A 13129-nucleotide genomic window follows, 5' to 3' on the forward strand; every position below is an offset into this window, starting at 1 on the left:
CATTAAGGAATGGAGGTCCCCCATGAATACAGCAGAGCTCTCCCGCGTATGTCGTCAGGTACGTCGGGATATTATCAACATGACGGCAAATGCCGGTTCCGGCCACCCCGGCGGCTCCCTCTCTGCGGTGGAGCTGATGGTCAGCGTGTTTTACAACCACATGCGTGTCGATCCCCAGAATCCCAAGGCGGAGAACCGCGACCGCTTCGTGCTGAGCAAGGGCCATGCGGCCCCCTGCTACTACGGCGTGCTGGCGGAAAAGGGCTTTTTCAGCCACGATGAGTTCAAGAACTTCCGGCAGTTGCACAGCATCCTGCAGGGCCATCCCGACTGCAAGAAGGTGCCCGGTATCGATGCCTCTACTGGCTCGCTGGGTCAGGGTTGCTCCATCGCCGTGGGTATGGCGCTGGGCGCCAAGCTCCAGGGCAAGGATACCAAGGTTTTTGCCATGCTGGGCGACGGCGAGTGCCAGGAGGGCCAGATCTGGGAGGCACTGATGTCCGCCGCTCACTATAAGCTGGACAACCTGACGGTCATGGTGGACAACAACGGTCTGCAGATCGACGGCAGCAACAACGAGGTCATGAGCCTGGGTGATCTGGCGGCCAAGCTGCGGGCCTTCGGCTTTGACCTGTATGAGATCGATGGCCACGATCTGGATGCCATCGAGGCGGCGCTGAGCGCGCCGGTGACGGCTGGTAAGCCCAAGGCCATTCTGGCCCATACGGTGAAGGGCAAGGGCATTTCGTTTATGGAAAACCAGGTAGGCTGGCACGGTAAGGCTCCCAACGAGGAGCAGCGCCAGCAGGCCCTGAAGGAATTGGAGGACTGAGCCATGAGTGAGAAAATTGCAACCCGTGAAGCCTACGGCAAAGCCCTCGTGGAGCTGGGGGAACAGAACGAGAAAGTAGTGGTGCTGGACGCCGATCTGGCCGGCGCCACCATGACCAAGTATTTCAAGGCGGCCCATCCTGACCGCTTCTTTGACTGCGGTATCGCTGAGGCCAACATGATGAACATCGGCGCGGGCCTGTCCACTATGGGGCTCATCCCCTTCTGCTCCACCTTCGCCATGTTCGGTGCAGGCCGTGCCTACGAGCAGATCCGAAACTCCATTGCCTACCCCAAGTTCAACGTGAAGATCTGCTGTTCCCACGCCGGTGTGTCCGTGGGTGAGGACGGCGGCAGCCACCAGTCCGTGGAGGACATTGGTCTGATGCGGCTGGTGCCGGGTATGACGGTCATCGTGCCCGCCGATGCCAAGGAGGCCCGCAAGGCTGTCTTTGCGCTGGCGGAGTTCCAGGGTCCTGCCTACATGCGGCTGGCCCGACTGGCTACGCCGGTGTTCGAGGAAGACTATCCCTTTGAGATCGGCAAGGCCAACGTGATGCGCGAGGGCAAGGACGCAGCGGTGTTTGCCTGCGGCCTGATGGTCAACGAAGCGCTGGAGGCGGCCAAGCTGCTGGCAGCGGAGGGCGTCGAGATCAGCGTCATCAACGTCCACACCATTAAGCCTATCGATGCAGCTTGCGTCACCGAGTACGCCGAGAAGTGCGGCAACGTAGTGACAGTGGAGGAGCATAGTGTTATCGGCGGTCTGGGCGATGCAGTGGCCGATGTGCTGATGGGCAAGGTCAACTGCAAGTTCCGCAAGATCGGCATCAACGACCGGTTTGGACAGTCCGGCAAGGCCGCCGACGTACTGCGGGAATACGGCCTGACCGCCGATCAGATCGCGGAAAGAATCAAGGAGACCCTGTAAAGGGAAAATACATGACAATAAAAATCCCGCAAGGCTTATGGCCTTGCGGGATTTTGCTTATCGATTCAGAGAAAGGACGTATATCTGGCAGGGGTTCCACTCGTCCCAAAGCGTGGGAAAAACCTCAAACTCCTTGAAGCCACAGCTGAGATAGAACCGATTGGTGCGGTCATACTCCTCGTACTTCCCCATCTGCACGGTCTTGACCTGCATGAATTCGTATCCCGTCTGGCGGGCGTAAGCTACGGCGGCGTCCACCAGCGCACGACCGTACCCCTTGCGGTGGCAGGGCTTCAGAACGCCCATGACCGCCAGCTCTACGGTGCTGCGCCCCGTTTCCTTAAGACAAAGAAATCCTACCGGTGCGCCGTCTTTCTCGCAGACGAAGCAGGGCTCATGGGCGGCGTCAGTGATATACTCCTCCGTAGCGGCGGGAATGCCGAACCACTCCGGCAGCTGTGAAAGGATCGTGCGGGCAATCTCCACGCGCCGGGCGGGGTCGGAAACAAATGCAGCAGGCAAGATATCACCTCGGATTTCCATTTTTTCTGCGCTCATATTACCACAAAACGGCCAAAAAATCAAGTCTTGTAAACATTTTGCCCCTGGTGCAGGTAATATAGCGAGATGATTCTTATGAGCATGACAGCATTGGTCAGCGCGTTCTGCCGCACCTATCACAGTGAGCGAGACGGCGCAAAATTTTCGACAGCACTTACGCGGTAAACGGTGCGCCGTTCTTCGTCCCGGATCTCTGGAGAAATGCGGAGCAGGCGCTGTGTCTGCTGGTAAAGTGAGGGGAAAACGGCCCGATCAACAGAAACGAACGGCGCGGCCCTTGCGGGTCACGCCGTTCGCCTTGCGGTTTACGCGGAAATACGGGCAAAATAGGCTCAGGCCTTGCCGGCGCAGCCCAGCACGTCCACCAGCTTGTGGCGCACCAACTCCTTGATGTTGGCGCGGGCGGGCTTCAGGTACTCGCGGGGATCGAACTTGTCGGGATGCTCGGTCATGAACTGACGGATGGTGCCAGTCATGGCCAGACGCAAATCGGAGTCGATGTTGATCTTGCAGACGGACAGGCGGGCGGCCTGGCGCAGCTGCTCCTCCGGCACGCCGATGGCGTTGGGCATCTTGCCGCCGTTGTCGTTGATCATCTTCACATAGTCCTGCGGGACGGAGGAAGAACCGTGCAGCACGATGGGGAAGCCGGGCAGACGCTTGCTGACCTCCTCCAGTACGTCGAAGCGCAGAGGAGGCGGCACCAGGATGCCCTGCTCGTTGCGGGTGCACTGCTCGGGCTTGAACTTATAGGCGCCGTGGCTGGTGCCGATGGCAATGGCCAGAGAGTCGCAGCCGGTCTTGGCGACGAACTCCTCCACCTCCTCAGGATGGGTGTAGGATGCCTCGTGGGAGGCTACCTTGACATCGTCCTCGATGCCGGCCAGGGTACCCAGTTCGGCTTCCACCACGACACCGTGGTCATGGGCGTACTCCACCACCTTGCGGGTGATCTCGATATTCTCGGCGAAGGGCTTGGAGGAGGCGTCGATCATCACAGAGGTGAAGCCGCCGTCGATGCAGCTCTTGCAGGTCTCGAAATCGGGGCCGTGGTCCAGATGCAGCACGATGGGGATGTCGGGGCAGCAGGCCACAGCGGCTTCCACCAGCTTCACCAGATAGGTGTGGTTGGCGTAGGCGCGGGCGCCCTTGCTGACCTGCAGGATGACGGGAGCGTGCTCCTCCTGGCAGGCCTCGGTGATGCCCTGCACGATCTCCATATTGTTGACGTTGAAGGCGCCGATGGCGTAGCCGCCGGCATATGCCTTCTCAAACATTTCCTTGGATGTTACCAGTGCCATAATCATATCTCCTTTTCCGCAATAAAAATTTGCTGTTTTGTACGGAATGATTGTTACATTCCTATTGTATCATATTTTTTCATATTTGCAAGAGCGAAAGCATTTACATTCCCAAATTTCCATGGTAAAATACCTGTTTGAGGGCATACCGGCGGCGCATCGCAAGCGTGGGCCGGAGCATCATCAAATCTCAACCTATGTTTCGGAGGTATGGACCTATGAAAGAATTGCGCGGCGCGTGTATCATCGGCCAGTCCGGCGGTCCCACGTCTGTCATCAATGCCAGCGCCTACGGCGTCATCGACACGGCGCTGAAGTCCGGCGCCATCACCCAGGTGCTGGGCGCGGAGCACGGCATCAAGGGCGTGCTGGCCGACCGGCTGTTTGACATGGGGCAGGAGGACCCTGAGGAGCTGCGGCTGCTGAAGTACACCCCCTCCTCTGCTCTGGGCTCCTGCCGGTACAAGATTGCCGATCCCGAGCTGGATGACACGGACTACAAGCGTATCCTGGAGGTGTTCAAGAAACACGATGTCCGCTATTTCTTTTATAACGGCGGTAACGACTCCATGGATACCTGCAACAAGATCAACCAGTATATGCAGTCCGTGGGCTACGACTGCCGCGTGATGGGCGTGCCCAAGACCATCGACAACGATCTGTTCGGTACCGACCACTGCCCCGGCTATGCCTCCGCAGCCAAGTATATCGCCACGTCCATCATGGAGGTCTATCAGGACGCCCATGTGTACGACACCGGCATGATCGTGGTGGTGGAGATCATGGGCCGTCACGCCGGCTGGCTGACGGCGGCCTCCGCGCTGGCCGGTGAGTACGGCGCAGGTCCCGACCTGATCTATCTGCCGGAGACGGATTTCAGCATGCCTGATTTTATTGAGGACGTCAAGCGCATTTATCAGGAGAAGGGCAACTGCATTGTGGCCGTGTCCGAGGGCATCCATTACGAGAACGGCGACTTCGTGTCCGAGGCCAAGGTGGCCGCCAACGACGGCTTCGGCCACGCCCAGCTGGGCGGTCTGGCCACCATTCTGTCCCAGGTCCTGAAGGAGGAGACGGGCGCCAAGGTCCGCGGTATCGAGCTGAACCTGCTGCAGCGCTGCGCCGCCCATCTGGCCAGCGAGACCGACATCGAGGAGTCCTATATGGCCGGCAAGGTGGCTGTGGAGAACGCCGTCAACGGTATCAATGGTCGTATGATCGGCTTTGAGCGCGGCGTGCAGGATGGCAAGTATGCCTGCCGCACCAAGCTCATCCCTCTGATGGAGGTGGCCAATGTGGAGAAGAAGATCCCCCGCGAGTGGATCAACGAGGCGGGCAACGGCGTGAACCATCAGTTCATCGAGTACGCGCTGCCGCTGATCCAGGGCGAGCCGAACCTGCCGCGGCAGGACTCCCTGCCCCGCTTCGCCAAGCTGAAAAAGGTGCTGGCCAAGTAAATAGAGCCTTATACAGCAACGGCTGGAAAGTAGAGATACTTTCCAGCCGTTGTTTCGGTTATGGGTGCTCAGGTATGGAGATGCCGCTGTTATCATTGGAATCGATGGCTTGGACTTGCGGAGTATATGCGGCGGCTGAGACAATGCTACTTGCAATTCTTCTCATAGATGATACGCAGGCCCTCCATCATCAGATACTTGTCGTAGGTGACGTGGTTGCGGCAGTAGCGCGCGATCACCGGTGCGTTGGGACCGGTGGCTACGATGGACGGCTCCTCCCCGTCCAGCATGTCGCGGATGCGGTCGATGATGCCGTCCAGCATGCCGGCAGTGCCGTAGACAATGCCGCTGCGCATACAGTCCTCCGTGTTTTTTCCGATAAGGTGGCGAGGATGCTGGAGGGAAATATTGGGTAGCTGCGCCGTGTGGTCGGACAGGGCGTCCAGTGACAGGCGGACGCCGGGGAACATCAGCCCTCCCTCGTAGCAGCGCTTGGCGGAGATGTAGGAGATGATGGTGGCGGTGCCCATGTCGATCATAATGATGGGCGCAGGATACTTTTCCAGCGCCGCCACGGCGTTGGAGACGATGTCGGCGCCCAACTGCTGGCTGTTGAACTCCATGCGGATATTCAGACCCGTTTTGATGCCGGCGCCTACCATCATGGGGGGCTTGCCCAGCAGGCGGGTCAGGGCCTTCTCCATCATGAAGTTGATGGGCGGCACCACACTGGCAAAGATGGCGCCGCTGACGTCGTGGATATCGCAGCCGTACAGCGTAAACAGGTTCATCAGATCGATGCTGATCTGGTCCGCCGTCTTGCGGCTGTCCGTGTCCAGAGACGCCAGAAAACGCAGTTCCCGCGCCTTGTCGAACAGACCCACGGAAATGTTGGAATTGCCGATGTCAATGGCTAACAACATGGGTATATCCTCCTCCCTTTTTTGCCTATCATACCACGGTGCTGTGCGGTTTACAAGCGGCGACAGGCAAAAAAGCTGCCCCCCATACGATTGTATGGGGGCAGCTTTTTCGTTGAAATGGGGCGCTTACTCCTGGGTCACGAAGGTGTCTGCTTCATCCACAGTATACATGTGCTCCAGCATGCGGGTGACCATGTTGCTGTAACCCCACTCGTTGTCGTACCAGGCGATGAGCTTGACGAAATCGTGGTCCAGCATGATGCCCGCTGTCTCGTCGAAGATGCAGGGGCAGGGATTGCCGATCAGGTCGGTGGATACCACTTGGTCGCGGGTGTAGCCGATGATGCCCTTCATGTATGTCTCGGAGGCGTGGAGGATCTCGTAACAGATGTCGGCGTAGGAGACGGTGCGGCCCAGGCGGGCGGTCAGATCCACCACGGATACGTCCGCCGTAGGGACACGGAAGGCCATGCCGGTCATCTTGCCCTTCAGAGATGGGATCACGCGGCCCACAGCCTTGGCGGCGCCGGTGGAGGTGGGGATGATGTTGTTAAGGATGGAGCGGCCGGTGCGCCAGTCGCTGCCGCCGCGGGAGTCTACGGCCTTCTGCTTGGCGGTGGAGGCGTGGATGGTAGACATCAGGGACTGCTCGATGCCGAACTCCTTGTGGATAACGTAGGCCAGCGGGGCCAGGCAGTTGGTGGTGCAGCTGGCGTTGGAGATAACCCGCATGTCGGAGCGGTACTCGTCGCTGTTGACGCCGTAAACAAAGGTGGGGGTGGCGTCGTCCTTGGCGGGGGCCGTCAGGATGACCTTCCTGGCGCCGCCCTTGAAGTGACGGCTGGCCTTCTCCGTGGTGTTGTTGGCGCCGGTGGACTCGATGATGTACTCCGCACCGCAGTCCGCCCAGTTGATCATGGCCGCGTCAGACTCGCCGTACACCTTGATCTTCCGGCCGTTGACCACCAGATCGCCGCCGGCGTGCTCGATCATGCCGGGGAAGTTGCGGAAAACAGAGTCGTACTTCAGCAGATAGACCATATAGTCGATGTCCGCTTTGCGCAGGTTGATGCCGCAGACCTCAAATTTCTCGGGGTCCTCCGCCAGAATACGCATGACGACGCGGCCGATGCGGCCAAAGCCATTGATACCGATTTTGATTCCCATGATGCTGTCCTTTCCTTCTTTTCTCCGCAGCGACTGCGGTAGTTGTTCCAAGTACATTATAGCATTCCTTTTGGATTTGTCACTATTTATTTACGATTTTGTACTAAAAATTTTTAGTTTCGTAAGATTAGCGGCAAAAATAGTTAAAAAATGTTCAATTTCAAATCCAAACGTTCCATACATTTCAAACTATGCAGACGTGTCCCGCAGACAGTGGAAAAGGCGGGGCATACGCTCCGCCTTTTCCGGTATCACCAGTCACAGGATGATGCAGATCAGGCCCGCGCCTCCCTCGTTAAGAATGCGCTCCAGCGCTTCCCGCAGCTTGCTCTGCGCATCGGTGGGCATCCGCTTCAGCTTGGCGTTCAGGTCCTCCCCCGCGATCTCGTTGAAGCTGCGGCCGAAGATGTTGGACTGCCAGATCTTGCCCGTATCGCCCTCAAACTGCTGGAGCAGGTAGTTGACCATTTCCTCCGACTGCTTCTCGTTGCCCACAATGGGCGAAACGGTGGTGTCCACGTCCGCCCGTATCATGTGGATGGACGGGGCACTGGCCCGCATGCGCAGGCCGTAGCGTCCCCCCTGCTTGACGATCTCGGGGTCCTCCAACTCCAGCTCCTCCACCGAAGGCAGCACCACGCCGTAGCCTGTCTCGCGGGCAGCGGTGAGTGCGGGAGCCACTCGGTCATACTGCCGCTTAGCATCGGCCAGCTCCGTCAGCAGCTGCATCAGGTCGCCGTCATCACTGACGGTCAGACCGGAACGCTCCGTCAGCGTCTGGTAGAACAGGCTGCGGGGCAGCCGCACCCGTGCCTGCGCCACGCCGCGGCCCAGGTCGATCCGCTCTATGCCGGCATCCTCCACGTTCTCCGCCGCCTGCAGGGATGCAAGATGCGGCGCCAGCTGCCGGATGCAGCACAGCTCGGCGGTCTCCGCGGCCACGCTCTGGTAGAGTCCGCTTTTGATGGGGTGGTCTCCAGGCAGAGCGTCCACCCAGGACGGCAGGAACACGTCCAGTTCCTGTAGCGGGAACTCATACAGCAGGCCACGCAGCAGGCCCTGTATCTCCTGCTCCGACAGAGTCTGGCAGTTCACCGCCAGGCAGTTGACGCCGTACTTTTCCGCAATCTCCTCCACAATGGAGGCGGCGCGGGAACTGTGGGGCTCCGCGGAATTCAGCAACACCACAAAGGGCTTGCCGATCTCCTGCAGCTCGCGGATCACGCGCTCCTCCGCCTCCAGATAGTCCTCCCGTGGGATATCTGTGATGGTGCCGTCTGTGGTGATGACCACGCCCACGGTAGAATGGTCGGTGATGACCTTACGGGTGCCGATCTCCGCGGCCTCGGTCATGGGGATCTCGTGGTCGAACCAAGGCGTCATGACCATGCGGGGCGACAGGTCCTCGAACTGGCCCACAGCCCCGGGGACCATGTACCCCACGCAGTCGATGAGCCGCACGGAAAAGGCCGCATCTCCCTCCAGTTGGACGCGGACGGCCTCCTCCGGCACGAATTTCGGCTCCGCTGTCATGATGGTGCGGCCGGAGCCGCTCTGGGGCAGCTCATCCTGCGCCCTGTCGCGGCGGTAGGCATTGTCGATGTAGGGCAGGACCTGGGTCTCCATGAAGCGCTTGATGAACGTGGATTTGCCCGTGCGTACCGGGCCGACAACGCCGATATAGATACTGCCGCCCGTGCGGGCCGCCATATCCTGATAGATGGATGTGGATAGATTCATAATGCCTTCCTCCGAATCCTGACTGTTACCACATGTCTATGCGTCGGCGGTGGGGATTAGAAGGGTTTTGTGGGCAGGGCAGAACACACGCTAACGGGATAAACCACATCAGCCTTCATCATAGCAATACTGAATGAACGACTTCGATACTTTCAAGAGCCCGTTGATGTAGCTGCCTTTTCTTCCCTTCCGGCTCATAAACGCGCTGAATTGCCGCACCACAGCCAAATTGATGTCCTCTACCTCTTGGATGTGCGTCTCCTGCTCGCAAAAGCGCAAAAAGAGATTGAGGCTATTCCGATACCCGCGAATGGTCTTCGGGGTATACTTCCTAACCTCAATCTCAATTAAGTATTCTCTGATAGCGGCGCTGGTTTTCATGTCAATTCCTCCTTTGGTATGTCGCAACCAAAGGGGAATGTATATCACAGCGCAATTGATGTATTTCGCAACCGGGAAAAATCAGTTCCGAAAACGCGCTGTATTGCTGAAAATCAGATTCTTTTCCGCAGGAAAAGTTCCATCAATCCTGCTGCCAGTTATGCCAGACGTTCTGCACGTCCTCATTGTCATCCAGCATGTCCAGCAGCTTGGTCATGCTGCGGACATCGTCCTCGCTGGTCATGGTGATGTAGTTCTGGGGTACCATCTCGATTTCCGCGCTCTCGAAGGTGTAGCCCTTCTCCTCCAGCGCCTTGACCACGTCGTTGAAGCTGTCAGGGTCGGTGGTGACCTCAAACACGGGGCCATCGGCCTCCATGTCCTCGGCGCCGGCATCCAGCGCGTCCATCATGACGGTATCCTCGTCCAGTTCCTCGTCCTCGTTGCTGATGACAATGACACCCTTGCGGTCGAAGGACCAGCTGACGCAGCCCTGCGCACCCATGCCCTTGCCGAACTTGTCAAAGTAGTGGCGGATCTCCGGCGCGGTGCGCTGGCGGTTGTCGGTCAGCGCCTCCACGATGACGGCCACGCCGCAGGGACCGTAGCCCTCGTAGGTGACGGACTCATAGTTATCGGTGTTGCCGGAGCCCAGCGCCTTGTCGATGGTGCGCTTGATGTTGTCGTTGGGCATATTGGCTGCCTTGGCCTTGGCCACCACGGTGGCCAGGCGGGAGTTGTTTGCGGGGTCGCCGCTGCCGCCCTGCTTGACGGCCACGATGATCTCCTTAGCGATCTTGGTAAAGGTGGCGGAGCGCTTGGCGTCAGCCGCGCCTTTGGTCTTTTGGATATTGTGCCACTTGGAATGTCCGGACATAGTTTACTTCTCCTTTATGCAGTATTGGATGACCTCGCTGCGATGCGCGGTCGTTTTTATAACGGTGGCTGCGGGGAACACCTTTTGCAAATAGTCCACCACGGCGGCGCAGACCCCGTCCTCTGTGGGGAAATGCCCCGCGTCGATGAGGTTCAGCTCCGTGTTATCCAGAAACTCGTGATACCGCAGGTCGGACGTAACAAAGGTATCGCAGCCGACGGCAATGGCCTGAGGGATATAGTCGCCGCAGGCGCCGCCCCCCACCGCCACGCGGTGGACAGGTTTGCCGCAGTCGGTATAGCGCAGACCATTGCATCCTAACGATTTTATCACAAAATGGGTGAACTCCACAAGGGGTATTTCGCATTTTAACGTGCCGACCCGGCCGATTTTTTCATCTGTCAGTGGTTTCAGGTCCCGCAGGCCCAGCTTTTGGGCGAGAATATCGTTGACGCCGCCCTCCGCCGCATCCAAATTGGTGTGCATACAGATGGCGGAGATATCATGTGTCACCAGCCCCATCAGGATGCGGCCCTGCCGGTCGTCAGTGCGCAGTGTCTGGACGGGGTGCCATGTGCAGTTCATCACCGGATGGTGGGACACAATGAGGTCGAAGCCGCCTGCGACAGCCTCCCGCACCACCCGCTCCGTGATGTCCAGCGATACCAGGACGCGGTGCACTCCCCTGTCTGGGTCGCCCACCAGATGTCCCACGTTGTCCCAACTGGCCGCCAGCTGGCGGGGTGCCCATTCATAAAGCGCCTGTTCCACTTGCCGTACCGTTGTCATATCGCATCCCTCTTTTCTTCCAGTTCCGCTGCCAGCGCCTCTGCCTGTGCCGCCAGTGCGGGGCCATTGGGATCGCTGCTGCGGCGCAGACCCTCTGCCGAGCGGCGCAGCTTGGCGGCGTGCTCTGCCAGATACGTGCCGTACAGTGGGTCACCCTCCAACAGGATGCCGCACAGGGCCTCCGCTTCGGTGAGGGAACGGTGCGGACCGCCCGTCACCGTCAGGATGGGATAAACGCGGCCCTTGTCCTCCACCAGGCATTCCGCTGTAAAGGTATATCCATTGTCAGCCAGCCAATGGCGCAGGTCAGCAGCCTTCGTCATGGGCTGCAGCAGCAACATATGGCCGTTTCTCGTCCATGGCGCCGCGGACAGGATGGCGATAATCGTCTCGCCGCCCATGCCGGCGATGACGATGACATCCGTCTCTTCCGGCGCGATGGCGGACAAGCCCGAGCACAGACGAAAGTCGATGCCCTTTACACCGTATTGCTGCGCCGTGCGGCGGGCGTGCTCCAGCGGCTCCACACCGATGTCGGAGGCGATGGCGGAGAGTATCCTCCCCTGCTGCAGCAGCGCCACAGGCAGGTAGCCGTGATCCGTGCCCACGTCCGTCAGGCGACAACCGTCCGGTACCAGCTGCGCCAGACGGCACAGGCGTGGCTGTAATGCTAATTGCTTCTGATCCATTTCTCCTCAACGCAGAAAGCGCCACGCATACAGCCGTATGCGTGGCGGCTCGTCTGATTTACTCGGCGATGGGCTTGTTAGCTTCCTCGTTCACCACGGCCAGCAGCTTGTCCACATCGATACCGTGAACGGCGCACGCTTCCTCTACCGTCTCGCCACGGGAGGAGGGGCAGCCCAGGCAGTGCATGCCAATGGACAGGAAAATGGGGGCCGTCTGGGGGGCAACGTCCAGAATATCACCGATAATGGTGTCTTTCGTGATCTCGATCATGTGAATAACCTCCGAAATTGATGTTACGTATAGTATACCCCAATATCCTGCGGGTTTCAACAGGATTTTTAGGAGAAAAAAAGGATACGTGCCGAAGCACGTATCCTTTTTTGTTATCGTGTACGATAGTGTGCAGGATCACTCAGCCGTTCTCGCGCATCTCAGCGAAGCAGGCGCTGCAGTACACGGGACGGTCGCTCTTGGGCTCGAAGGGCACCTTGGCCTCACCACCGCACTTGGCACAGACGGCGGTGAAGTACTCACGGGGACCACGGGCTGCGTTCTTGCGAGCGTCGCGGCAGGCCTTGCAGCGCTGGGGCTCGTTCTGGAAGCCGCGCTCAGCGTAGAACTCCTGCTCACCGGCGGTGAACACAAACTCTTTGCCGCACTCTTTGCACACTAAAGTCTTGTCTTCGTACATGATTTTACCCTCTCTTTGAGAAAAATATATTGCGCTCAGCCGTTGCTGATGTCGCCGGATAAAAGTTGCCGCGCAATTTTGCGGCGTATGCGCTGCACAGCGTTGTCCACCGATTTGGGGGACTTGCCGACAGTCTCTGCGATCTCGCGGCACGTAAGACCGTCTAAATAATACCCTAAAATCTTTACCTCGAATTCGGACAACAGCTTGCGGGCGTTTTCCAACAGACTGGCAGCTTTTTCTCTGTCGATCAGGAGCACCTCCGGATCGGCATTGGCAAAGGAGAGATTCGCGTCAAAGAATGAGGGATCAAGGGGGACCGCTTGGTTCAGGGGCGCATGCTTGCCTGACGCAGCCGACTTCAACACCGAGTAGAGCCGGCGGCGGATACATGTTTCGGCAAATGTATAAAAGGAAGCGCCGTGCCCCGTCTCGTACTCGCGGATGGCCTTGATGAGACCGAACATGCCCTCCTGCAGCAGATCTTCGCTGTCGCCCCCCGCCAGAAAGTACGGACGGGCGCAGCTACGCACCAGACGGTGATAGCGGGCGGCCAGCACCTCCTCCGCCAAGCGGTTCCCCGCTCTGACGCAGGCGCACAATTCCTCGTCGCTCAGCGCTGCCAGATGTTCGTAGTCTGCCCATGTATCATTTACCATAGTGTATTATACCTTTTCACAAAATAATTTGTCAAGTAATTGCGGAAAGTTTGTCAAAAATAGCTCAAATTCGTTGGGCTTCGTGGTGATTATGCCCTATCGATTTGTTCAATTTGGCGATGCGATGCATA

15 protein-coding genes are annotated in these 13129 nt (G+C 58.6%); 3 read left to right on the forward strand and 12 right to left on the reverse strand.

Going from position 1 to position 13129, the window contains the following annotated elements; translation table 11 throughout:
- Positions 1 to 22 precede the first annotated feature (22 nt).
- Both ACZM22_RS05315 and ACZM22_RS05320 read left to right on the forward strand, forming a co-directional pair.
- A complete protein-coding gene (locus ACZM22_RS05315) occupies positions 23 to 832 on the forward strand; it encodes a transketolase (protein ID WP_489543339.1) in 810 nt (269 codons plus the stop codon).
- Positions 833 to 835: 3 nt separating this feature from the next.
- Positions 836 to 1762 carry a transketolase family protein gene (locus ACZM22_RS05320; protein ID WP_489543340.1) on the forward strand — a complete coding sequence of 309 codons (927 nt, stop codon included), beginning with the start codon at positions 836 to 838 and terminating at the stop codon, positions 1760 to 1762.
- A 57-nt stretch (positions 1763 to 1819) separates the two neighbouring features.
- Here ACZM22_RS05320 and ACZM22_RS05325 read toward each other — a convergent pair whose 3' ends face one another.
- The gene (locus ACZM22_RS05325) at positions 1820 to 2284 is read right to left on the reverse strand and encodes a GNAT family N-acetyltransferase (protein ID WP_489543341.1); all 465 of its coding nucleotides are present in this window, start codon (positions 2282 to 2284) and stop codon (positions 1820 to 1822) included.
- 371 nt (positions 2285 to 2655) lie between these two features.
- Positions 2656 to 3624, reverse strand: a complete 969-nt coding sequence (fba, locus tag ACZM22_RS05330; protein ID WP_484423904.1) for a class II fructose-1,6-bisphosphate aldolase — start codon at positions 3622 to 3624, stop codon at positions 2656 to 2658.
- A gap of 218 nt (positions 3625 to 3842) precedes the next feature.
- Here fba and ACZM22_RS05335 point away from each other — a divergent pair, with 218 nt between their 5' ends.
- Positions 3843 to 5081, forward strand: a complete 1239-nt coding sequence (locus tag ACZM22_RS05335; RefSeq protein WP_483269205.1) for a 6-phosphofructokinase — start codon at positions 3843 to 3845, stop codon at positions 5079 to 5081.
- A gap of 146 nt (positions 5082 to 5227) precedes the next feature.
- On the opposite strand, the gene ACZM22_RS05340 is transcribed toward ACZM22_RS05335, so the two are convergent.
- From ACZM22_RS05340 to ACZM22_RS05385, 10 genes are all read right to left on the reverse strand, one after another.
- Positions 5228 to 6004: a type III pantothenate kinase gene (locus tag ACZM22_RS05340; RefSeq protein ID WP_483267708.1), complete on the reverse strand. Its 777-nt coding sequence runs from the start codon at positions 6002 to 6004 to the stop codon at positions 5228 to 5230.
- Between the two features lie 126 nt (positions 6005 to 6130).
- Positions 6131 to 7171 carry a type I glyceraldehyde-3-phosphate dehydrogenase gene (gene gap, locus ACZM22_RS05345; protein ID WP_489543342.1) on the reverse strand — a complete coding sequence of 347 codons (1041 nt, stop codon included), beginning with the start codon at positions 7169 to 7171 and terminating at the stop codon, positions 6131 to 6133.
- Positions 7172 to 7429: 258 nt separating this feature from the next.
- Positions 7430 to 8911 carry a stage IV sporulation protein A gene (spoIVA, locus tag ACZM22_RS05350; RefSeq protein WP_489543343.1) on the reverse strand — a complete coding sequence of 494 codons (1482 nt, stop codon included), beginning with the start codon at positions 8909 to 8911 and terminating at the stop codon, positions 7430 to 7432.
- A 108-nt stretch (positions 8912 to 9019) separates the two neighbouring features.
- Positions 9020 to 9292, reverse strand: a complete 273-nt coding sequence (locus ACZM22_RS05355) for a site-specific integrase (protein ID WP_489543344.1) — start codon at positions 9290 to 9292, stop codon at positions 9020 to 9022.
- A 142-nt stretch (positions 9293 to 9434) separates the two neighbouring features.
- A complete protein-coding gene (locus tag ACZM22_RS05360) occupies positions 9435 to 10169 on the reverse strand; it encodes a YebC/PmpR family DNA-binding transcriptional regulator (RefSeq protein WP_483267704.1) in 735 nt (244 codons plus the stop codon).
- A gap of 3 nt (positions 10170 to 10172) precedes the next feature.
- Positions 10173 to 10958 (reverse strand): Nif3-like dinuclear metal center hexameric protein, encoded by a 786-nt coding sequence (locus tag ACZM22_RS05365; protein ID WP_489543345.1) that lies wholly within the window; start codon positions 10956 to 10958, stop codon positions 10173 to 10175.
- Positions 10955 to 11647, reverse strand: a complete 693-nt coding sequence (locus ACZM22_RS05370; protein ID WP_489543346.1) for a tRNA (adenine(22)-N(1))-methyltransferase — start codon at positions 11645 to 11647, stop codon at positions 10955 to 10957. Before ACZM22_RS05370 ends, ACZM22_RS05365 begins: the two co-directional genes overlap by 4 nt.
- Positions 11648 to 11705: 58 nt before the next feature.
- A complete protein-coding gene (locus ACZM22_RS05375) occupies positions 11706 to 11918 on the reverse strand; it encodes a DUF1858 domain-containing protein (protein WP_483267701.1) in 213 nt (70 codons plus the stop codon).
- 142 nt (positions 11919 to 12060) lie between these two features.
- Positions 12061 to 12339 carry a zinc-ribbon domain containing protein gene (locus ACZM22_RS05380; protein ID WP_482681487.1) on the reverse strand — a complete coding sequence of 93 codons (279 nt, stop codon included), beginning with the start codon at positions 12337 to 12339 and terminating at the stop codon, positions 12061 to 12063.
- Positions 12340 to 12374: 35 nt separating this feature from the next.
- Entirely contained in the window at positions 12375 to 12998 is a 624-nt protein-coding gene (locus ACZM22_RS05385; protein ID WP_483267699.1) for a sigma-70 family RNA polymerase sigma factor, read from the reverse strand.
- Positions 12999 to 13129: the final 131 nt, after the last annotated feature.

The organism is Vescimonas sp. (assembly GCF_057856985.1).

Bases quoted from the DNA above. Each gene is read 5' to 3' on its own strand.
- fba (WP_484423904.1), bottom strand. From the start codon at position 3,624: ATGGCACTGGTAACATCCAAGGAAATGTTTGAGAAGGCATATGCCGGC.
- ACZM22_RS05340 (WP_483267708.1), bottom strand. From the start codon at position 6,004: ATGTTGTTAGCCATTGACATCGGCAATTCCAACATTTCCGTGGGTCTG.
- ACZM22_RS05335 (WP_483269205.1), top strand. From the start codon at position 3,843: ATGAAAGAATTGCGCGGCGCGTGTATCATCGGCCAGTCCGGCGGTCCC.
- ACZM22_RS05385 (WP_483267699.1), bottom strand. From the start codon at position 12,998: ATGGTAAATGATACATGGGCAGACTACGAACATCTGGCAGCGCTGAGC.
- gap (WP_489543342.1), bottom strand. From the start codon at position 7,171: ATGGGAATCAAAATCGGTATCAATGGCTTTGGCCGCATCGGCCGCGTC.
- ACZM22_RS05365 (WP_489543345.1), bottom strand. From the start codon at position 10,958: ATGACAACGGTACGGCAAGTGGAACAGGCGCTTTATGAATGGGCACCC.
- ACZM22_RS05360 (WP_483267704.1), bottom strand. From the start codon at position 10,169: ATGTCCGGACATTCCAAGTGGCACAATATCCAAAAGACCAAAGGCGCG.
- ACZM22_RS05375 (WP_483267701.1), bottom strand. From the start codon at position 11,918: ATGATCGAGATCACGAAAGACACCATTATCGGTGATATTCTGGACGTT.
- ACZM22_RS05380 (WP_482681487.1), bottom strand. From the start codon at position 12,339: ATGTACGAAGACAAGACTTTAGTGTGCAAAGAGTGCGGCAAAGAGTTT.
- ACZM22_RS05370 (WP_489543346.1), bottom strand. From the start codon at position 11,647: ATGGATCAGAAGCAATTAGCATTACAGCCACGCCTGTGCCGTCTGGCG.
- spoIVA (WP_489543343.1), bottom strand. From the start codon at position 8,911: ATGAATCTATCCACATCCATCTATCAGGATATGGCGGCCCGCACGGGC.
- ACZM22_RS05355 (WP_489543344.1), bottom strand. From the start codon at position 9,292: ATGAAAACCAGCGCCGCTATCAGAGAATACTTAATTGAGATTGAGGTT.
- ACZM22_RS05315 (WP_489543339.1), top strand. From the start codon at position 23: ATGAATACAGCAGAGCTCTCCCGCGTATGTCGTCAGGTACGTCGGGAT.
- ACZM22_RS05320 (WP_489543340.1), top strand. From the start codon at position 836: ATGAGTGAGAAAATTGCAACCCGTGAAGCCTACGGCAAAGCCCTCGTG.